Origin of the sequence: Oribacterium sp. WCC10 (assembly GCF_900113415.1) — a bacterium.
GTDB lineage: Bacteria > Bacillota > Clostridia > Lachnospirales > Lachnospiraceae > Oribacterium.
Window position 1 is genome coordinate 43,577 of the sequence record NZ_FOPH01000011.1, and the last position, 21,276, is coordinate 64,852.

Here is a 21,276-nt window from a genome sequence, read left to right on the forward strand (position 1 = left end):
TCGTGCGACAGCTCTTTATACCATTATGATATTCGTCTTTTCAGGTTAGAGACGAAAGATTCGAGTGAAAGGATTAGTCTATCTGCAAGTCAAAGATTAGCCTGTATCGTTTCTGATTAGGAGGATCAGCCGATAACTGCCTGAACACCCTCATTCATAGCCTGAACAGCCTCGTCGATAGTCGAAGACTCTGTCATGATGAGGTCGTGCTGCTCGTTGAGAACTGTCTCAATCTCTGATGACTTCTCATTTGCAGGCATCTCGAGGAAAGTATGTGATGTTACGAGAGCTTCCTTTGAATTCTCATCCTGTGGGAATCCGTCCATAGAAGCGATTGCGTTAACGATGTTGTCGTTTGTCATAGCAGGAATGTTTCCTGTTTCAGCAAGTACCTGTGCGCCCTGCTCTCCTGTTACGAACTGGATGAAATCCCATGCCTCATCCTTGTGAGGAGCTGATGTAGGAAGTGCAAGAGCTGTGATGGTTGCAAGTGTTGAACCAGGCTCCACACCCTCAGCGTGAGGATACTTAACCATGCCCCAGTTAGCGCAGTCTGTGTACTCGCCTGAAGCAACCTTGTTGATAAGAGTTGAGATGAACCATGAACCCATGTTCATCATAGCAACATTACCCTGAGCAAATGCATCGCTGTAGTGAAGACCCTGGGTCTTGAGTGTTGCATAGTCCATGCATACACCGTCCTGCTGCTGCTTGAGAACCATCTCGTAGTATGGCTTTGTGAAATCGTAGTTGCCGCCAACGATAGTGTTCTTTCCGTCGAGGATACCATCAAGCTGGATGGTTGAACGCCATGTATGATAGTGAGCACCGTAAACCTCAGAACCAGGTGTTGTATCAGTTACCTTACGAGCAAGCTCATCGTACTGATCCCATGTCATATCGTTTGTCGGATAGTCAACTCCGGCCTTGTCAAATACGTCCTTGTTGTAGTAAAGAACCCAGATGTCTGAACGGAAAGGAAGCTCATAGAGCGCATCATTGATCTTTACCTGATCTGTGATTCCGCCATACTGTGAAAGGTCAATGCCGGCTTCCTTTATCTTGTCATCCAGCGGCTCAAGAACACCCTTGTTTACAAGTGTCATGTAACCCGGAACATCCTTGATGGTAACTACGTCGAAGTCTGAACCTGAACCTGAAAGCTGTGTTCCGAGAACTGTTGAGTAGTCGGTTGAACCAAGGTCTACCATCTCGATGTCAACGTTTGGATGCTCTGCCTTGTAAGCATCGATAAGTGGCTGATAATATGTGATGGATGATGCATCCCAAAGAGCCCACTTAAGAGTAACGGCATCACCTGTACTCTCCTTTGCGGCCTCTGTGGCAGCGCTCTCCTTGGCTGCTTCTGTAGTGGCTGTTTCCTTTGCTGCGGCAGTTGTGGTTGCAGGAGCAGTGCTGCTTCCGCCACAAGCTGCAAGTGATGTTGCTGCAAGAGATGCAACAAGTACTGAACTTACGATCTTCTTCATTTTGATCCTCCCTTGAAAATTGAGTCAGCTTCTTTTATATGTTGGTTTTTGCTGACGTTTTTTTATCGCACGTTCTCGCTTCTGTCACGTGCATGTAGACATGCTGTAACAATGAATCAATAGTTGTTTCCTCGAGTCTTCTGTAAATAAATACTCATATTTACCGGAACAGGTATGAATGCTTTGTTACATTTGCCTTAAGTGTGATTTTATTGTAGAATTCAAATGCCCTTTTCGGAATATAAATTTTTCAAAGTAATTATGTCTTTTTTTAGATGTTTTTTAAAAGATGCACTTTCATTAGATTAAGATGCAAATATTTTATATCCGGAAAAAATATACCCTATTCTGTGTAATATATGATGATGCAAGGGTCAAAAGTACCAAATCACGTGCATGCACACTGATTCGAGACTTTATGACCCGCAAGAACACGAATAACGTAGTCGTTTTGCATAGCAAAAGGACCCAAGTTTGAGTGTTCAGATGGGTATATTTCGGGCAGACGACGGGGTGAAAATGAAAAAATCATCAAATCAAAAGGGCATAAAATTAATAAAGAAAAAACTGAGTTCTATAAGATTTCAGATTGTAATGTATTCCATGGGATTTGCTATCCTGGTATCTGCTCTTCTTGTCAGTATCTGCTACTTCTATATTAGAGCCAATTTAAGGAGAAATGTTCGTGAGACATCTGAGAGCAGTCTTCAGCTTTTAGGTTCAGAGATAGACAAGTCTCTTGATAATGCTGAGAATTTTGCCTTGTGGACCACCATAGACAGTACCATAAACACCTACCTTTATAGAATGACTCAGGAGGCAAAGGAAGCAGATACTCTTGATGCCGAGAAGCTTAAAGAGAGAAATGCTGTCGATCGGAGACTGGCATTATCCACATGGGAACATTTCAATAACGAGTACAATGCCATGGGACGAACGAGACACATTCAGAGAGTCATCGTGAGTACAGTGGATGGACAGCATTATCTTCAATCCATCCAAAATGCTGCCATAACTTCATCCCAGGGCCTCATAGGAAGGATAATGTCTACAAATTACTTCTATCATCTTCTTGAGGCAGAGGATTTTGAGTTTTACGGACTGAAGAATAGTCCTGCAAATCCGTTTTTAACAGAGCCGGTGATTCCTATGGTGAGACCGATCCAGTCATCATCCTCTTCAGAAGAAATTGGATTTGTGTATATGGAGGTATCACCAACAATTATCACATCAGTATTCAGCAACTATATTCTGGAATCGGATGAGCGGGTTTTTATCTCTATCGGACGGGGGCACAAATATGAGTTCAAGGACGGGGCTCTCAGCGAGTGTTCAACATTACCTGACGATATGGTGAGCTATCAGTTTAAGAACAAGGCATTTACACTGTATATTCTGCCATCCCGAAGAGCCATGGATATAAAGATGAACTACTATCTCGCCATCATCGGACTGATAGGTTTTTCCATAATATTCATCGGACTTCTGTTGTGGCTTAGACTTGATCATGTCATTTCAGACCCCATCACAAAGCTCCTATATAAGCTTGAAAAGATAGGTGGCGGTGATTTTTCAAGAGATGAGTCTATCGAGTGGGATACTGAACTTGGGGCCATCGGAGCAGGTATAAATGCATTATCCCAGAATGTAGAGAATCTGATGGAAAAGAAAGTGCAGGATGAAAAGAAAAAGCAGGAGCTGGAGTATCAGATACTTCAATCCCAGATCAATCCCCATTTTCTGTATAACACTTTGAATACCATAAAGTGGATGGCTACGATTCAGGGATCGGATGGAATCGCTGATATGTCCACTGCCCTCTCCCGGCTTCTTCGAAATATCTCGAAGAGCAAGGAAAATGTCATCCCGCTTTCGAAGGAACTTGATCTTGTGAAGGACTATTTCACAATCATGAAGTACAGATACGGTGGCACTATAGAGTTTGATATAGACATTAAGGATCCGGTACTGCTCAGGGCAGGCGTGAACAGATTTTCGCTTCAACCCATCATCGAGAATGCCATCTTCCACGGTATCGAACCTAAGGGCGGCGCAGGAAAGATAGTTGTGTCGGTATTTCTCAAGGAGCAGGGAGATGGAACCGGAATTGAGACTCAGGAAAGAAAACTCATGATCATCGAAGTCAGGGATGACGGCATCGGGATGACACAGGAACAGATAGAAAAAACTCTTTCGGGTGAGCTTGAGGGGGCAGATGATTTCTTCCGTCATATTGGTGTGGCCAATGTTTCTCAGAGGATAAAATACACCTTCGGGGAGGAGTACGGACTGTCCATTGAATCGGAAGTTTCAAAATACACTGTCATGAGGTTTACTTTACCTTACATTGAGGCAGAATGAGATTTCCTTATTGTGATTATAAATTTCATTTGCGGGTGATTATTCTTAAGTGTTGTAGAATAGTCAGGTATAAATACATTTTTTATGATGTGAGTTTCAAGAGTATTTGCCACTCACAGATAAGCGCATCACGCACATAATCGTGCGAAATGTGATTTTATCGTATCAAGAGTAGTAAAGGTATATCCGTGACTTTTGATGGGATACAATATGGTTTAAGGATGTGGATTTATGTATAGAGTTTTGATCGTGGATGATGAACCACTGGTTCAGGTGGGACTTAAGTCCATGTTACAGGGTATGGAAAATGTTGAAGTCATGGGCTCTGCGTCCAACGGACGGGATGCCTATGAAATGATAGAAAGCGGACGCCCGGATATAGTCATCGCAGACATCAAGATGCCTGTGATGACAGGACTTGAGCTTCTGGAGGAGTCCCACAGGCATTTTGGACCGGTGCCTGCATTTATTATGCTAACGGCCTACGAAGAATTTGATATGGTGCGTAAGGCTTTGTCATTTCAGGCTGTGGACTATCTTGTGAAGGTGGAACTTGATAAGCAGCAGCTTTCTGAAGCTATAAAGAAAGCCGTAGTACGTATCGGTCAGGTGAAGAAGCCTGGAGTTAAAGGTTCAGAACAATCGGGACAGAGTGCGGACACGGTACAGCTTGAAGAGCTGAGACAGCGTTTCATGCTGAAGCTTCTTCATGGGGAGTTCACTGATGAAGGAGCGTTAAAACATGAGGCAAAAAATGTCAGGATGGATTTTAAATTCAACAGATATATCGCGGCCTATGCGGAGATTGTGCCGGAATCAGATGACAATAAGCTTTCAAATGTGAATGAAGGATATTCAGCTACAGGATTTCAGGTGAATGAGGATAAAGCCTGTGATGTTAATAGGAACAAGGAAAAATCAGAAAGTCAGAATGAATCCGAAACAAACAGGATCATAACGCTCTACCGGTCATGCCTTTCAATGACGAGAGAAATCGTGGAGAGATATGCGCCGTGCTATCTTGTTTCCAACGATACGGAACATTTCACTATACTCTTCTTCTTTACGGAGAATACCCCGGTTGCAGAAAGTATGAATCATATTCAGGAAGCCGTGGAAAATGCTCACACAATGATAAACAATTACTTTAATGTTTCCATCCGCTTTGGTATAGGAACTGCGGTCTCCTCTCCTATGGATATACATACAACGTTTGAAGAGGCAAGAGACGCTGAAAAAGAGACAGATAAGGACGCTGCTATCAGACTTTTCAGCCATATAGTCGGAGCAAATCGCCGTTCCGGAAAGGATAAGCTTATCGCGGCCATTCAGGACTATATAGATGAGAACCTGAAGGGAAAACTTCAGCTTAATGAAATCGCCGATGCCTTCGGACTTTCACCGGCATACCTGTCAGTTTTGTTCAAGAAGAACACGGATATCGGATTTTCCGAGTATGTCTATACCAGAAAGATCGAACATGCAAAGAAGATGCTTCTCTCTGATGATATGAAGGTTTATGAGGTAGCCGATGCTCTTGGTTTTGAGTCTGCGTACTACTTCTCTAAGGTATTTAAGAAGGTAACGGGAGTTTCACCGAGGGAATTTATTCAGGCTAAGACTGAAGGATGATATTAACCGGAAAAATCAAAAGAGTGAACAATATAATACCCCTCAGCCTGAGCTGAGGGGGTGTAACACATCAGTGTACAATGTTTAATTCAAAATAACTTCCCGGAATTTTCACTACTATCCTGTAATCCTCAATTAAAGAAATTGTGATTAAAGAGCTCACCGAACGGATTGAATGGTGAACGTGGGGTCAGGGTTTCTGTGATGATTCTTCGGATGGATTTCATTCTTGTTTCGTCATCCTTGATGGCATCCACGTACTTTAACAGCTTGAACTGACCTTCCATATCGATTCCCATGGTTTCGTTGAAACGTTTTGAAATCTTACTGATTGAATCGTAGGTCTGCCTCAGACTGCTTCTGTTTTCGATGGCTGTATTGATGGTCTTTATGAACTCTCTCTTCGTAGTCATATCAGACAGCTCGTAGATAGCTTCACGATTATCAAAAACTTTGTGTGCGATATCTCTTTCTTTTGCAGTCCATCCATATTCCTCTGATAACAAATATACGGTTTCGCTTTCTCCGTAATAATACAGTTCCTTATCACGGATAATAGCTAAAAGACCGGTATGTGCTTCTGTGAAATAGTTTTTTATCAGAGTCGGATCATTAAAAGGAAGCCTCACGATGCATAATCCGTTTTCGATACGCTTTGACTTTACGGCCATTGTTTCAAACTCATTCCATCCGTTTTCGTCATAACGATACAGAGCGGCTTCTTTTGCCATGTCTCTGATGGCTTTCTCGATGACTTCCATGCTGAGAGATCTCTTCTGCCCAACCCTGATCATTTCGCGGGCATGGCCTACTGCCTGAGCTTCCAACAGTTCTTCTCGTGCATTTAGCGGATTCATAAGAAGAGATGCCGTCTGAGAGATGACACTCTTATCTTCTGTCTGCACTAAAGGAAGAGTATATGACGGTTCAGGACCTTCAACTCCCACTCCTATATTGATGACACTTCGATAGATTGATAAATATGAGCCGATGGAATTGTTTTGCCAGGTAATCGGATCACCGGTCTTTTCCGGTTCAATCTCAAAGAAATGCACATTGGCATAATTTGTATAGGCAGCCTTCAGCATATCGTATGCAATCTGGTTATACAGGCTGTTTTTAGCAATGAAAATATTAACCTTTTTTCCGACTTGTATGTTCTTTATGAAATCAGTTCGGAGCTTCTTGGTAGTACTGTTTCTGATTTCATTAGCAAGATCATCCATATCAATCTCGATGGAAGGTCTTGCTTTAATGTATGCGTACAGATCAAGGCCGGTCTGTGGTACTACAAAAAACTTTGCCCCTTTGTTTCTTGACTTTTGCAGATCGGATGATAATACCTCCATCATCTTTTCGATTTCAGTTTTATTATCCTGAGATGTATATTCACAAGATAAGAAATCCGTTACTTCATTATCGCCATCTTTTCTTGTTGTGACGGACATGATCAATGTCTTTGTCGGGCCATCGTCTCTTGTGGTTATAGTTGAATGAGAGTCAAAGGAACATAAGAGCCGTCGCTCCAATGAACAAAGTTCCATTGAGTTTTCCTGATTGGATGCAGTTACGTTCCTGCTGGCGCTATCATCCTTGATTGTTTCATCGCTTTTTTTGTCAAAAATATTTAACATGGTATCCTTTTTGTGTGTGATGAGTTTTACCGGAATGGTAAAAAAGTTATGCTGCAATTTCAAACTGTTATTCTTAAGTGTGCAGTATTGCACTAATTTAATTATAAATTCTTTTAAAAATTTTTCAACAATGACAAAATGAAAAGAAGATGAAGAAAAAACAGAAATTAAAATATGAAAAAATGCACAAAAATTTACTGCATAAATATAAATAATTAATACCGCAGGTTATGAAATGCTATAAATGCCATAACCTGCGGTATAACACTCAATCTTGAATCCTTTTGCTATGCCAAACGACTACGTTATTAGTTTTCAAGTGGGTCATAAAGTCTCAAATCAACGTGCAGGCACGAGATCAGGTACTTTTGACCCCTTACATCATCATTCTGTGACTTTCAGATCAACCAGTGCGCAGCTTTGAATGGAAATGTCTCAAAATCAAATGAAACTCAAAGTTACATCTTTTTGAGACGCAGTCATCCGGATTCTGTAGCATGAATGCTTCCATGTTTCTCCGAGACGTGGATCTGCTATGGGAAGCTCTTCTATCGTTATATCAGAGAAACCGCAGGCTTTGATCTTTCCGATAGTTCCAATCCTGATAATGTGTTTATCTTCTTTTATATTATGAAGGCTGTTGGCATTATCCTGATGACAGGAACCTGTTTTATCAGGTAAAAAACCGGCATTTTCAGATAATGATGTATCACGACAGGAATCTTCTGTCTCCGGCTTTTCGTAGCATATTATATTCTCCACTAATGTCAGGTTTCCATCATAATGATCTTCAACCGATACTGCACCCGATTCAGATAATGTATCAAAAGAAGCATTATCGATATCCGATGAGCCTTTATGGAAACTTATGATGCGGTTAAATACTCCATCAAGTCCGGGGTAGGCATTTTGAAGGTCCATGGAAAACATCGAGAGCGACGTGTCCATACTGCAGGAGACATTGGTTGCCCGATACTCCTCGCCGTCGTGCTCCATCAGGAGATTTCCTTCCGAATCATAGAAACATGGCAGATTATGATATTGTGACTGCATGGTCCAGATGTCGTACCTGTCTTTGGAAAATGTCTTTTTCGTGTAACTTCCGACGCCGAGATCGATGATGAATGGGCGATTGTCTTTATAGATTATAAAACTGCCTGCATCGTTATGGTTGTGGGAGTCAGCATTGTCTCCGGCCTTTGCGGCAAGAACATAGTGAGAGTCACGGGTCACCATGAGACCGGTGCCCGGAAACCAGGCATCAGCCTTGGGGGAATGATCAGCACTGTGCTTCATCATTTTTTCATGACACCGGGCGTTCAAAACATGGTACCAGAGGTTCTCTTCATTTACAGAAAGCCGTTCTTCCCAGGTTTCACTTCTGTAGTCCTTTGCGGCGAAATCCATCATGGAAGGATCGGAAACAAGGGATCCGAATAGATATTCTCTGGCTCCTCTTCTTCCGGCATGAGGTGAACAGTCGGCAAAATTGATGTAGTAGTCGTCACCTACATGAACTTTCATGATATATGTGGCAATGTTATGAATCTTTACTGCATCCGAAGAAAACTCATCCCTGAAACATTGAATCTTAGTTGAAGATGTTTTCTCACTTGTCTGTTCTTCTGAATCATTAAATCTGTCGCAGCTGATTTCTTTCTCAAAATGATGTTTCGTTCCGGTATAACATCTCTGAAAGGCATCAGATATATCGTTCAGGATACTGAGACAACCGAAGAGGCAAAGCCCTGCGTGACTGTAATACTGGGCTCCTTCATCGCAACAACCGTCTTCTGCGTACTCAGACAGGAAATGATGAACTGACTTAACTGACGAATCATATATTTTTTCAAGTTCCTGGCGGGTCGGTAAAAGATGTTTTGATTTCCAGTCAGGCGGATCCACTCTTCCGTCTTTATCAGAAAGACATTCAGCTATCTCTTTTGATGACATGATGCTGTTACTGAAGGCTGATACCGTACCGGAATCAATGTTTAAATCATCACCGGTATGGTTATTCATAACCGTAATTTTGTTATCTTTAGAATCGGAATCATCACATACCGGTCTGGTAAATGCTGTCAGAAGTACATTCTGTGTGATCCATGGTGTCCAGTTGCACATAGGCTCCAGTCCGTTCCCCATCCACCAGAAGTGAAATTTCAGATATGGTGAAAGAACCCTCTCATAAAGAGCATTATCGATGGCAATGTTTATATAGGGGCTCTGACTGTTCAGCACCGGGCGAAGAAGTTTCTCCGAAACAGAAAGGATAGCTCCCGTTTCTCCGGCAAAAAGATCAACTACAGGACGAGATACATCGGGATATGTGTACTGTCTTGTATCCCTTATGTAGCTGTTGTGGGCAGGAAGACACCAGGTTGTTTCGCCCATGATAAGATATATTCCATCTATGATCTTTGAGAGAAAACGCCCTTTGTTTTCTATACATTCACCCATGACGAGATGAGTCAGCATCCTGCGTCTTTTGAAGAATTTTTCTTCAAATAATACACGATTTCCATCTTCTGAAAATCTGAGATAATCTGACATCTGTATCTCACTCCAGGGTTCAGCCAGTGCTTTTTCAGAAAGCTTCAGTCTCTCTTTTTTATAATCATCAGGGAGGTTTTCCCAAAATCTTCTGTCAGTTATATCCGGTAACAAAAAAGACCTGGTCTGGCCGAGTATACCATTTGACTCCGAACGCATTTGTTTTTGATTGTTCGCTATTGAATTAGTTTCTAAAGATGACATAAATTACTCCTGATAATTGCATGAGTCAAGGGACAAAAGCCTGTCCCACAGATCAAGCTGTACTATATCGACTTTTGACAAGAACAACCTCAAAGTCTGTACTCGGAACTTTCTGTACCAAATACTTTTATCTGTGTAAGAGCCGGGAACGGGCTTGGATCGTCAGCCTTTATAAGTTCACCGAGAGTCATCCAGCTTACATTATCCTGAGTGATACAGAACTTCTGAGGGCTTCCGTCCTCCCGCTTCTCGAGGGTCAATGTCTCCTTCGCTCCGTTTGAGAAACTGAGAGTGCCTTTCACCCACCAGTTATCATGAGGGAAGTCGCTCCGCTCATATATACAGACTTCGCGGATGTTTACAGGACGTCCGAAATCAAGACGGAACTCCGCGTCATCTCTGCAATTGATGCCCCAGGACTCGTAGGGCCACTCTCCGTGGGATCCGTGAGCAATGTTTCCGTTGATGGCATTTTGTGCAGCAAAGACTGATTCGCCTCTGGTTTCTACATTGGCACTTGCATGAGGGTATAAACCTATAACATCATGACGGTCAAAAGTGTTTTCAGACAGATTCCTGTAAACATTGATTTCGTAGTCCTCAGCCGGACGGATATTTATGACATGGCGATTGCCGACAAAAGCAAGGGGATTGAGATTCTCTTTCATCGCATAAAAAGGTATAGGATATAGTATAGTATCGGTTGTGATATAAACGATGGAAGGAGCCATGACTGCGTCTATCTGAACGACATAAAACCTCGCGGGAATAAGCTCTGATATCTCTATGATGTCGCCCTTTCGGTACTCTCCGTTAAAGGAAAGTGTCAGCTCAGTATCAGATGTTGCGGAAATCTTTGGGATATGATCCCAGTCATTATATATTGCGATTTTCATATGGGTTATCCTTTGTACGTATGATTCGTAAAAAAAGCCTGTCCTTTTATAGTTTAAAAGGACAGGCTTCGGATACCATGTAATTATTTTGGAAAATTTTGTGATTTATTTATCCTGCCGGTGCAGGTACTTATAAAGCTTACAAAAGACTTAAACTGACATCAGATGCCTGTTATCCTGCGAATACGATTCCGGTGAAAAGCTCTTCAATATCCATGCCGTTTGTTGTATGCGGCCAATCTGAAGCATCAACATAGATTCTTGCATATTTACCGTCTTCTGTCTCGGCATCAACCCATGATTCTTCATCGGTACGTACAGGCTTGAGAGTTGTTCCTTCAGGAAGCTCGGTCATGGTTCCGGTATCTGTGCCATCTGCTGTAAGATCATCCATAATGCTGAAGCTTGCTGCTTCGTTAAGCTTAAGTTCGGGCTCGTTATCGATCCACCAGTATTCTGTCAGAGCCTTCGGTGATCCGTCCGGCGCAAGGCAGTAATTTCGGGATATACTGTAGGTGCTGATGAGGCCTGATCTTGTATGCATTATAAAGTCATCCGGATCAACAGGATCGGTATTGTAGAATGCTATATCGTTGTATTCACCTATCTTCTTGACCTTCGGACCGTTCAGATCATACGCATAGGTTAACTGCCAGTCATTGTCAGATGTGCAACGAAGGTACAGATAAGAATTATGATTCTTCTCAAAGAGATAAGCATACATGTTGTATACTCCGCCTATGGTTTCCTTGTATTCGTTTTCATCCAGGGTGATGGTAAGATCATAGCTGTCACCATATTCGTCTGTCGGATCCGTAGGCTCGTAGTCAACCACCAGTGTTCTGCTGAGACCATCAGCCGTCACAACAGTTTGCGGATAAATGAAATCGATCTCTGAGGCATAGTTATCAGTTACGCGAAGGTATTTTTTGTTAAACATATCCTCGTAATCTGAATAAAGCAAAGTTACAAATTCAGGACCGTAGGCATAGGCAGTGAGATCATATGCTGAGAAGGAGATATCGATCCCGTCATGATACATGCTAAACTCGAGTTCCATTTCATCCTTGCCGTCATACATGTCACTTAGTGTGGTTTTGAGATCATCGACTATTAAGCCGTCCTTTATATCCGGATATTCCTCGAGAAGCTTTTTCTCCAATACATCTATAAATGCATCCTTATCTGTGACAATATCCGAAATTTTCAGCACCTTTCCTGTTTTGGAATCGATATTATAGCCTGAAAATACTGTATTGGGGTGAGGTCCGCCCATGAAGGTATAGCAGGAATTAGCGATACTGAAAACAACCTCATCCGAGCGGTTGATTCTGGAATTCATTTCAACCGAGTAGTAATAGCTGTAATCATCTGAAGCCCTGACGGCAAGATCCTGATCGTCCTTTGCAAACTCCTCACACTGTTTCATCAGTTCCTGATAGGATGCATAGGTATCGTCATTAAACTTTTGGATGGCGTCTGAGAGCTCTTCATACATTCCCTGATACTCCATGAAACGGCCATCTTCATAGAACCCGAGTCTGATAGCAGGATAATATCCTGTCGCCCAGAGTTTTGAATCACTTCCGGTTTTTTTGTCTGAGTAGATATCGGTGTAAGTCAGATCAGTTTTGAAACCTATGAAACCAACTGCTGATTCATCATCGTGTTCATTTCCGGAAGATTCTGTATTCTCTTTAGACTCATTGACCGGAGCTTCTGTCTCTGCCTTTTCTGTGGCAGCTTCTGTTTCCTTTGCAGCGGTTGTTTCATTTTCCGAATGGGATGGTATTGCGTTTGAGCCGCAGGCTGTGAGAAGCAGCGACATAGATACGGCACAGGCTGTGCCTTTTAAGATGTGTAACTTCATGATAGTCCCCTCCAAACTATTGTGTAAGTTTCGTCCCAAAGCATTATTAATAATGCCACCTTTATTACTATAACATTTGAAGGAATGTGGCAAAACGGAAAAAAGTTTAAGATTATATAAATTTACAGAATTATTTTCTTCAAGGATATAGCCCGCAGTTTCCTGCGGGCTATTGAAGAAGGGGTATATAATTTATGAAAGAGTGGATGTTAGGGCGCATCCGCTTTATCACCGCATTTTTATCTTTGAGATCAACGGGTCAATCTGCTCGAGAGCATTGTTCAGATCCTCGAAGACGAAACCTTTCTTTGTGATATTTACCATCATAGTATCGATCTCGTTTTCTACCTTGTCATAATAGACTGTGGAATCGCGAACATTGGAAGCCACAAGTGCAATGTTCTGGTTACAGTCATCAAATACCTGAAGCATCTCCTTGTTTCCGTTTGCGATGTCGTCAGAAACTGCATTGATGCTTTCGACTACCGCATCGGTTTCATTTACCTGGTTCTGAGACTCAGTAATGGCAGATCTTGTATTTACTATGGCATCTTTAAGTTTTAAGTTATTGGAATTCAGGTTGTTCATACTGCTGTCGATGGATCCGACGATTTCCTGAATGTTTTTTGAAAGCTTATTTACTTCGGTTGCAACTACGGCGAATCCCTTTCCTGCCTGTCCGGCACGGGCTGCCTCGATGGAAGCATTGATGGCAAGAAGGTTTGTCTGGCTTGCGATTCTATTGATTGCACCGACATTTTTTGAGATATCTGCAAAGCTCTTCTGGAACTCTTCAAATACCTGCTCCACCGCCGAGATGGTTTCATAAACGTCATCAGATTTCTGACGGACCATGTTCATACTGTCGTGAGACTCCGCTACAGTTCCAGCCATCTTAGTGATGATAGCTTCAAAGCGGTCCACGATCTCCTGAACTCTTGAGAACTGAGCCTGGAATGAACTTACTGAATCTGATATATCGTCTGACTTCTGTCGAACAACATCAAATGCATCCTGAATGCCTTTAAGTTCATCAGAGGTTGTGGTCTCTTCTGCCTGAAGCAGATTCTTCTGTCTGATAGCATACTCGCCGATGAATCTAAGTCCTTCAAGCTCACCTTCACGAGAAGAGGTGCTTGGAGCAATCATATCTGTATCCTGATTATTTTTTCCGAAAAACATATCCTGACCTCCTCATCATTCAAATACGGCAACTACCATGGTCTGGTTAACATGCTGATTGTCAACCTGCTCTCCGCCTCCGATGTTTCCGATGTGCGGTCCGATGGCGGCCATGTTCTGCAGCAATGTGGGATAATATCCATTGCCGGTAAAAAGAAGGTATCTGTAAATACAATTAACTGAAATCATGAGAGACGGGCTGCTGGTTTCCGACAGAATCTCAGCACAGGTCTCTTTGTTTATCGATGCAAAATCTTTAAGCTGAAGGATACGTACCGCATCGTTGACATTGAGCCTCTTAAAGAATGTAAGTGAGCCTCCTGACTTCAGCTCCTTCTGAGATGCAATGAAGACCTGATCGCCTACCATTCGTCCGAAAGGATGCTCCAGAGTACTGTCAATGACTTTCTCTACAGGTATGTTCATCTCGCGGCTGTAGACATTGGCGATAGGCTGGTGATCCAGCTCCATGACTTCTTTGTCCTTAAGGTTTGCTCTTGTGACATTATGTGCAGCATGCCCTTCCATAGGTCCGTAGATGACCTCGGAATATACATGAACTCCTCCGTTTGTGTTCTTTATAAGCATGTATGCACAGGCATCCGGATAGAGGATACCGTTTACCGTAACGGCCGGTGTTGCATCGGCAGGGTAGCCGAATTCTGTTCCGCCGACTACATGTATACCGCTCTCGCCCACTGCCATCTGCAGTGTGGTTGTCAGGCGTTCCTCGTCATTTGTGCAGTACTCGATGAGAACTGTATTTTCGCTGCTGCCGTTTACTATACGCATACTCTCTTTAAGGTTAATGAGATCTGCGGCAGGACAAGTGGACAGGTTTCGGATGACTCCGGCATGGAGTACAGCTTCGCCTGTGATTGCAGCAATGATCAGATTGCGATCCGATGACTGTGTGCCGTAATAGTTGATACCGCTCACACCGATGGATTGAGCCTTAGGATACTTTCTTTTGAGTAATGTTGAAATATCCGCGAGACGTGCGTGATCGGTCATGATGATAAGACCGATCGGATCGGATATTCCACGAGTTGCTTCCTCTACTGCAGCCTTAACATCAATGCTAGAGCTATAGCCAACTTTACTTTGCATAGATACCTCCTGATTAGTTTCAGATCCACCCGGATCAACAAAACGAATTTATAAAAAGAATTTAATCCTTATAAGCAACAGGTATATGGAACTGTCTTTAGTTTTATCGGCACTATTTTATAAATTAATACCCTTTTTGAAAAAATATTTTAAAAAAATATGGGTAGAGGGATTGACAAAGCTGAGTTGTAGGAAAATACAGGGAAACGATGATAAAAGTGTTCCCCGGACGGATTTTCGATGCGAAGCATCAACTTCCTTTGAAAATCCGTGCCATCAACAGAGATTTATGATGATTAACGATAAAAGGCAGATGACACTCTCCCTGTGATCATCTGCCTTTTTGTAATAAAGTTCTGATATTTATTAAGCTGTAGCGTCAAAATGTGCGCCAAGATCCGGATCGGCTGACAGCTCCAAAAGCTTAATCACGCCTTCTCCTTCGCTTTCTGCACCGTCCAATGCTTTCTTGAGTACCGCTGTTCCGATACCGAAGCCCACCTTGTTCATGGAAAAATTGGAAAGAGCAGACGAGATGCTTGAAATCATATCCATGAGGGTACCCTCCTTTACGAAACTCCATTCAACTGTAAAAATTATACACCCGACAACAAAATATGTATATAATTTAAGTGTTGAAATATCTATAAAATAATCATATCATTCCAGATAATCAATAAAGGAGATTTATATGGATATTTTCGGTTTATTAAATCCGGGCAGCAGCCTTACAACACTTGTCATTACTATCCTGGCCTGCATCATAGTCTATAAGATAACCAAAAAGGTTTTGAATATCATCATCACTATTGCCGCAATCTTTATCACTATCAGTGTGATCAGTTCCCTGGGAATCATTTGATAAAGGTGGCCCGGCACCGGATCGGGATTATGTTGGTATTCTTAAAGAATCCGGTTCAGTCAAAATCAGATCAGAACTGGTCGTACTGTATTGCTGCTTTAAGCTGCTTTGCGTACTCCGGACTCTTATAGAGAGAAACCAGACGGAGACCGAGATCAAGAGCGTAGCCTACGCCTCTTGCGGTGGTGATATTGCCATCGGTTACAACTCCGTCACGTACATGTCTGGCTCCGATGAGCTGTTCCTCAAAGCCCGGGAAGCATGTGGCTTTTCTGTCCTTGAGAAGCCCAAGTGTTCCCAAAACAGAAGGTGCTGCACAGATTGCGGCTATTGGCTTCTCCTTTGCGGCATGTGCGAGAAGCATATCCGCAAGTTCTTTGGAATCTTTGAAATTCTGAGTGCCCTGACCGCCTCCAGGCAGGAACAGTATGTCTGCGTCTGAAACATTTATGTCAGATATGGTAGTGTCTGCGATGATGTCTATGGCGTGGGCGGTATGTACCAGCTTCTCTTCTTTTACAGCAACGAGAGTTACATCAAACTGTGCTCTCTTCAGAACGTCTATAACTGCGAGGCATTCGACCTCTTCAGAACCGTCTGCGATAAATGCAAAAACTTTCATTGTAGTTTACCTCAAATAAATATTTACTTTCCCGTAGGTATGTATGGCCTGATGCATGCCGCAACCTGAGGAACCGGCATTGTCTGGAGCCAGATGCGTCCCGGACCGGTAATGACGGTATTGAAAAGACCTTCACCGCCGAAGAGAACATTCTTTACACCCTTAACGGTCTGGATATCGATAGCGCAGGTGCTGTCCATGGCTGCGAGGTAGCCTGTATCGATGATCATCTGCTGACCCGGCTGAAGTGTATACTCTTTTACATGACCGTCAAACTCAAGGAACGCGATTCCGTTTCCGGAAAGCTTCTGCATGATGAAACCTTCACCGCCGAAGAATCCCGTGCCGAGCTTTTTCTGGAAAGCTATAGAAAGCTCAACGCCTGTGGTTGAAGCCAGAAATGCTTTTTTCTGTGCGACGATTTCATTGCCCGGAGTGATCTCATAAGGACGAATGGAACCCGGAAAACTTGAAGCAAATGCTATGGTGCCCGGACCGCCCTGAGCAGTGTAGTAGTTAAGGAACATGGATTCTCCGGATACCATACGGCCAAACATCTTTCCGATTCCGCCACCGCTGGTTTCCATATGCATATTGTTTGACATCCATGCCATGGCACCTGACTCGGTAGCCATACTCTCTCCGCTTTCAAGCTCGCAGATAACAACAGGTAACGGTTCGCCTTCGATAGAATATCTCATAATCGGTACTCCTTTCAGGATTGTTATGAATGTAATTGCCAAAATAACTTAATTACAAGTATACTCTTTAGGTGGTCTAAATACACGCGATTTTTTATTTTTATATAATTCTGTAAAAAATTTTCACAATATAGGATAAGGAGAACATATGAATTTAGCAAAAACCATTGATCATACAATATTAAAGGCCGATGCAACTACAGAGCAGGTAAAGAAGTACTGCGCTGAGGCCAGGGAATACTGCTTTCACTCAATATGCGTTAACACCTGCCATATAGGAACAGTTGTTTCCGAACTCAAAGGAACAGACATTACACCTTGCGTTGTGGTGGGATTTCCTCTCGGAGCCATGCTTACAAGTGCAAAGGCATTTGAAGCATCGGAAGCGGTAAAGCTTGGCGCTAAAGAGGTTGATATGGTCATCAATGTAGGCGGTATCAAGGATGGAAACTGGGATTTTGTCAGAGATGATATCAAGGCTGTGGTTGAGGCTTCAAAGCCGGCTATCGTTAAGGTTATCATTGAGACATGTCTCCTTACGGATGAAGAAAAGGTAAAGGCATGTCAGCTTTCTGAAGAAGCGGGAGCCCGATTTGTTAAGACTTCAACCGGATTTTCAACAGCGGGAGCCACTGTTTCCGACGTTAAGCTTATGAAGGAAACTGTAGGCGACCGCCTTCAGATAAAGGCAAGCGGCGGAATCCATACAAAGGAGTTTGCTGAGGAGCTTATCGCAGCCGGTGCAGACAGAATCGGCGCATCAAACGGTGTGAAAATCGTAAATTGATTTATCATATACTCACATTTATCTGATTTTTTTACATCAAAAAAGTCCTGCGAATGCATCTTTTTATGGTGCACCCGCAGGACTTTATGTTTTCAAAATATAAAATGACCGGTAACGATCACATAAGATTCTCTTTTACTTCCGGTTCGCTAAACAGGGAAATCTCCTTCCCCTTCTGTTTCTCAAAATAAAGAATTGTTGCGCCATCCCTGTAAGGTAATGGACATGCCCCGGTTTCTTCAATAAGACGTTGATTACGCTCGAAGCTTCGTAACCTAAGCTCCTTGTTACTGATAATCTCCATAACTACTCTACCCCTCTATATTCGTTTGTCGCCCCTCATAGTAAACATTATAACTCATTTTTCCTGAAAATAAAAACGAATTTTCAAAATATCACGAAAGAAATATCCTTTTTTTGTATATAATTACTAAAAATATTCAAATTTTGACTGAATTTAAGATTTTCATAGTGATAAAAAAGTTAGAAAAACTTAAAATATGTGACACTTTTGTGATAAAGGTAACTGTATATTATTTATAGGTGGAAAACGAGTTGTTTATTTATATGTTTTTTCATCGCATAAAAACACCTTACAAGGCCGGTTGAAGGGAGTTACATGCCGGCACATTTATAGGAGGTCAATTTTTTCAAGGAGGAAAAAGGGTGTTATGAGGATTAGAAAAGCATATTTATTTGTGTTTGTACTGATTGCCATGCTTGCAGTGGGATGTGGTGTGATCAGTCAGATTGAGATAAAGAAAGATGTTATAGATAATGCCAGATTCATCAGAGTGGCTGAAGCTTCCGGATTTGCTGTAAAGGATGATACCGATATGTATGTCAATGTCGGTGGACTCAAGAGTGCGCTTTATGTGTGCAGCAGTGACGGAAAGCTGATCTATCAGTTTTTTGTATTTGATAATGCAGATATTGCAGACGATGAGTTTGATATATTCAGAAAGACACTGGATGATACATTTGTTACCGAAGACCATTCCAGTTTTACAGGAGACAATTTCCTGATATATAAGCTTACAGGTGTAAAGGACTATCATCATTTATGTGCGGTAGATAATACTCTCTTCTACGGTAAATCAAGAACTGAAGATATGGATACTGTGAAGGATTTCGCAAGAGAATTTGGATATAACTGATAACGAAAGGGTATATAATTTGCAAAGGGCAGTTGCTGCGAATGCGGCAACTGCCCTTTGGTGTAGGAGAAAATCATTATTGTTAACGTCTTACGACGCAGTTCCTGATGGAAATAAACTATTATGATGTAAGTGCCAAAAGTACCAAATCACGTGCTCACACGATGATTTGAGACTTTATGATCTGCCCGGACACACATAACTCATGTCCTGTTATGCTTTAATGTCAGCTCTTTATAGCACCGTCAACAAGACCGCCCATGATCTGTTTCTGTGCGAACAGGAAAAGAATGATCATAGGGACGATGGCAAGCATGGCTGCCGTAAGGATGAGATCCCACTGCTTAACATAGGAGCCTACAAATGCCTGAACCGCTACAGGAAGTGTTTTTACCTTTCCGTTATGTCCCAGCATAAGTGAAGGAAGCAGATAATCGTTCCATATCCACATACCGTTTAAGATTGTTACGGTAACGATAGGTGGTTTAAGAAGCGGAAGGATGATCTTGAAGTAGGTTCCTTCCGGAGAACATCCGTCTATGGCCGCAGCCTCTTCCAGTTCGAATGGTACTGTTTTGATAAAGCCGGTCAGGATGAATACTGTCATGGCACCGCCGAAACCTAGATATGCGAATATGATTCCGTGAAAAGTCTGAAGCATTCCTATACCGAGGAACTTTCCGACATCTCTGAAGGTGGATATAAGCGGAAGCATTACCACCTGAAAAGGAATGATCATGGAAGCGATGAATACCATATAGATGAATGTTGACCACTTTGTTTTGTTTCTGCAGATGACCCAGGCTGCCATGCCACCGAAAAGTGCAAGCAGGGCAATGGAAAGAAATGTTACCAGTGCAGAAGTTCCGAAGGCTGACCAGAAACTGAAATTAGTGTTGTTTATGACAGACTTCAGATTGTTGCTAAGGTTACTGAACTTCATTCCCGCAGTGCTTACAGGATTGGCTACGATGTCATTTGCGGTTCTGAAGACATTTATCACAACAAGGAAGAAAGGGAACAGAACATATATGGCCAAAGCAAAGAATACAAGTCTGATGAGAATTCCCGAAAGTGTGAGTTTCTTTACCATTACATTTCTACCTCCCTCTTATTGGATATGTGAACCTGTAACATGGACACGATGGACAGGATGATGAAGAAAAGCACAGCCTTGGCCTGTCCCATGGAGTAATTGTTCTTTGTGATAGCCGTGTTATAGATGTTGAGTGCCAGCATCTGGGTGCCGTTTGACAGGTACTGTCCAAGGAATGTTACAGAGCCGGTTCCGTTTGTCAGGGCCATATTGACATCGAACTGCTTGAATGCTGACTGAAGTGTCAGGAAGGTGCATACTGTGATGGTGGATGCAATCATAGGAAGCTTGATCCTGAAAAAGGTCTGCACTGCTGTCGCACCGTCAATGGCGGATGCTTCGATGACGTCGGAAGGAACCGTGGTAAGTCCGGTGATGTAGATCATCATGATATAACCTGCATACTGCCAGATATAAACGATGATAATGGCCAGAAAACCGGTATTGTATTTTGAAAGCATTGAGCTGTTATATCCGAAAGTTTCGAATGTCCACTTAAGAACAACATTGTTGAAGATAAACTGCCAGATATAGCCTAGAACGATTCCACCGATAAGATTCGGTATAAAGAATGATGCTCTGAAAAATCCGACAGATTTCATTTTGCTGGTGCAGAGCACTGCAAGGGAAAGTCCGATGACATTTACGAGAACCATGTTTACGATAACAAAAAGAACCGTAAGTACCAGAGACCAAAGGAAGCTTTGTTCTTTGAACATGGTGATGTAGTTGCCGAGGCCCGTAAACTTCGTCATCCTGATACCGTTCCAGTCGGTGGTGGAATAAAAAAGTCCAAGTCCGAAAGGAATGATCACTGTAACGACGAAACAGAAAAGCAATGGAAAAAGAAAGATAATGTTTACGATTGCCCGATGATGCTTTTTGGTTGGATAAAGATATAATCCGATGAAAAAGAGGATGACTCCGGCGATCAGAAGTCCGCCTCTGAATGACAGTTTGCTGCCTGTAAAATCCAGTATAAGTGCCGCAAAGGTAACGGCGAGACCCGCAATTAACGGAATCAGTGATATAGCCCTGTCAGTAAAAGGACCGGTATGTGCAATTGTTTGTGCTCCTGAGGTCAGACTATCGTTATCATGTTCATCTCTGACCCGGTTG

The 21,276-nt window shown here is 42.5% G+C and carries 18 protein-coding genes; 5 read left to right on the top strand and 13 right to left on the bottom strand.

Annotation, left to right across the window (positions count from 1 at the left end):
• Window positions 1–125: 125 nt before the first annotated feature.
• Complete coding sequence (locus tag BM294_RS09235; RefSeq protein ID WP_175494616.1) at window positions 126–1,490, bottom strand: ABC transporter substrate-binding protein; 1,365 nt, start codon at window positions 1,488–1,490, stop codon at window positions 126–128.
• A gap of 519 nt (window positions 1,491–2,009) precedes the next feature.
• Here BM294_RS09235 and BM294_RS09240 point away from each other — a divergent pair.
• Window positions 2,010–3,851, top strand: a complete 1,842-nt coding sequence (locus BM294_RS09240; protein WP_175494617.1) for a sensor histidine kinase — start codon at window positions 2,010–2,012, stop codon at window positions 3,849–3,851.
• A 231-nt stretch (window positions 3,852–4,082) separates the two neighbouring features.
• Window positions 4,083–5,483: a response regulator gene (locus BM294_RS09245; RefSeq protein WP_091207289.1), complete on the top strand. Its 1,401-nt coding sequence runs from the start codon at window positions 4,083–4,085 to the stop codon at window positions 5,481–5,483.
• Window positions 5,484–5,614: 131 nt separating this feature from the next.
• Here BM294_RS09245 and BM294_RS09250 read toward each other — a convergent pair whose 3' ends face one another.
• The 7 genes from BM294_RS09250 to BM294_RS09280 all read right to left on the bottom strand — a co-directional run bounded on the left by BM294_RS09250 (window position 5,615) and on the right by BM294_RS09280 (window position 15,487).
• Entirely contained in the window at window positions 5,615–7,117 is a 1,503-nt protein-coding gene (locus BM294_RS09250) for a hypothetical protein (protein ID WP_139225868.1), read from the bottom strand.
• Between the two features lie 441 nt (window positions 7,118–7,558).
• Window positions 7,559–9,874, bottom strand: coding sequence for a heparinase II/III domain-containing protein (locus BM294_RS09255; protein WP_091207296.1), 2,316 nt, complete (start codon window positions 9,872–9,874; stop codon window positions 7,559–7,561).
• Window positions 9,875–9,963: 89 nt separating this feature from the next.
• Entirely contained in the window at window positions 9,964–10,770 is an 807-nt protein-coding gene (locus BM294_RS09260) for a carbohydrate-binding protein (protein WP_091207299.1), read from the bottom strand.
• A 172-nt stretch (window positions 10,771–10,942) separates the two neighbouring features.
• Window positions 10,943–12,640, bottom strand: a complete 1,698-nt coding sequence (locus BM294_RS09265) for an RsiV family protein (protein WP_091207302.1) — start codon at window positions 12,638–12,640, stop codon at window positions 10,943–10,945.
• A 228-nt stretch (window positions 12,641–12,868) separates the two neighbouring features.
• Complete coding sequence (locus tag BM294_RS09270) at window positions 12,869–13,822, bottom strand: methyl-accepting chemotaxis protein (protein ID WP_091207305.1); 954 nt, start codon at window positions 13,820–13,822, stop codon at window positions 12,869–12,871.
• 15 nt (window positions 13,823–13,837) lie between these two features.
• On the bottom strand, window positions 13,838–14,932 hold the full coding sequence (locus BM294_RS09275) for an FIST N-terminal domain-containing protein (RefSeq protein WP_091207308.1): 1,095 nt from the start codon (window positions 14,930–14,932) through the stop codon (window positions 13,838–13,840).
• Window positions 14,933–15,298: 366 nt separating this feature from the next.
• Window positions 15,299–15,487, bottom strand: coding sequence for a YjfB family protein (locus tag BM294_RS09280; RefSeq protein ID WP_091207311.1), 189 nt, complete (start codon window positions 15,485–15,487; stop codon window positions 15,299–15,301).
• 136 nt (window positions 15,488–15,623) lie between these two features.
• Between BM294_RS09280 and BM294_RS15900 the strand changes: the two genes are divergently transcribed.
• Complete coding sequence (locus tag BM294_RS15900) at window positions 15,624–15,794, top strand: hypothetical protein (protein ID WP_175494618.1); 171 nt, start codon at window positions 15,624–15,626, stop codon at window positions 15,792–15,794.
• 70 nt (window positions 15,795–15,864) lie between these two features.
• Here BM294_RS15900 and BM294_RS09285 read toward each other — a convergent pair whose 3' ends face one another.
• Both BM294_RS09285 and BM294_RS09290 read right to left on the bottom strand, forming a co-directional pair.
• Window positions 15,865–16,416, bottom strand: coding sequence for a DJ-1 family glyoxalase III (locus BM294_RS09285; protein WP_091207314.1), 552 nt, complete (start codon window positions 16,414–16,416; stop codon window positions 15,865–15,867).
• Between the two features lie 23 nt (window positions 16,417–16,439).
• Entirely contained in the window at window positions 16,440–17,117 is a 678-nt protein-coding gene (locus BM294_RS09290) for a TIGR00266 family protein (protein ID WP_091207319.1), read from the bottom strand.
• Window positions 17,118–17,265: 148 nt separating this feature from the next.
• Between BM294_RS09290 and deoC the strand changes: the two genes are divergently transcribed.
• A complete protein-coding gene (gene deoC, locus BM294_RS09295) occupies window positions 17,266–17,904 on the top strand; it encodes a deoxyribose-phosphate aldolase (RefSeq protein ID WP_091207322.1) in 639 nt (212 codons plus the stop codon).
• Between the two features lie 118 nt (window positions 17,905–18,022).
• On the opposite strand, the gene BM294_RS09300 is transcribed toward deoC, so the two are convergent.
• Window positions 18,023–18,208, bottom strand: coding sequence for a hypothetical protein (locus tag BM294_RS09300; RefSeq protein WP_091207325.1), 186 nt, complete (start codon window positions 18,206–18,208; stop codon window positions 18,023–18,025).
• 367 nt (window positions 18,209–18,575) lie between these two features.
• Between BM294_RS09300 and BM294_RS09305 the strand changes: the two genes are divergently transcribed.
• Window positions 18,576–19,061: a hypothetical protein gene (locus BM294_RS09305; protein ID WP_091207328.1), complete on the top strand. Its 486-nt coding sequence runs from the start codon at window positions 18,576–18,578 to the stop codon at window positions 19,059–19,061.
• A gap of 226 nt (window positions 19,062–19,287) precedes the next feature.
• Here BM294_RS09305 and BM294_RS09310 read toward each other — a convergent pair whose 3' ends face one another.
• Both BM294_RS09310 and BM294_RS09315 read right to left on the bottom strand, forming a co-directional pair.
• Complete coding sequence (locus tag BM294_RS09310) at window positions 19,288–20,154, bottom strand: carbohydrate ABC transporter permease (RefSeq protein ID WP_091207331.1); 867 nt, start codon at window positions 20,152–20,154, stop codon at window positions 19,288–19,290.
• Window positions 20,154–21,221, bottom strand: coding sequence for a carbohydrate ABC transporter permease (locus BM294_RS09315; RefSeq protein WP_091207430.1), 1,068 nt, complete (start codon window positions 21,219–21,221; stop codon window positions 20,154–20,156). Before BM294_RS09315 ends, BM294_RS09310 begins: the two co-directional genes overlap by 1 nt.
• Window positions 21,222–21,276 lie beyond the last annotated feature (55 nt).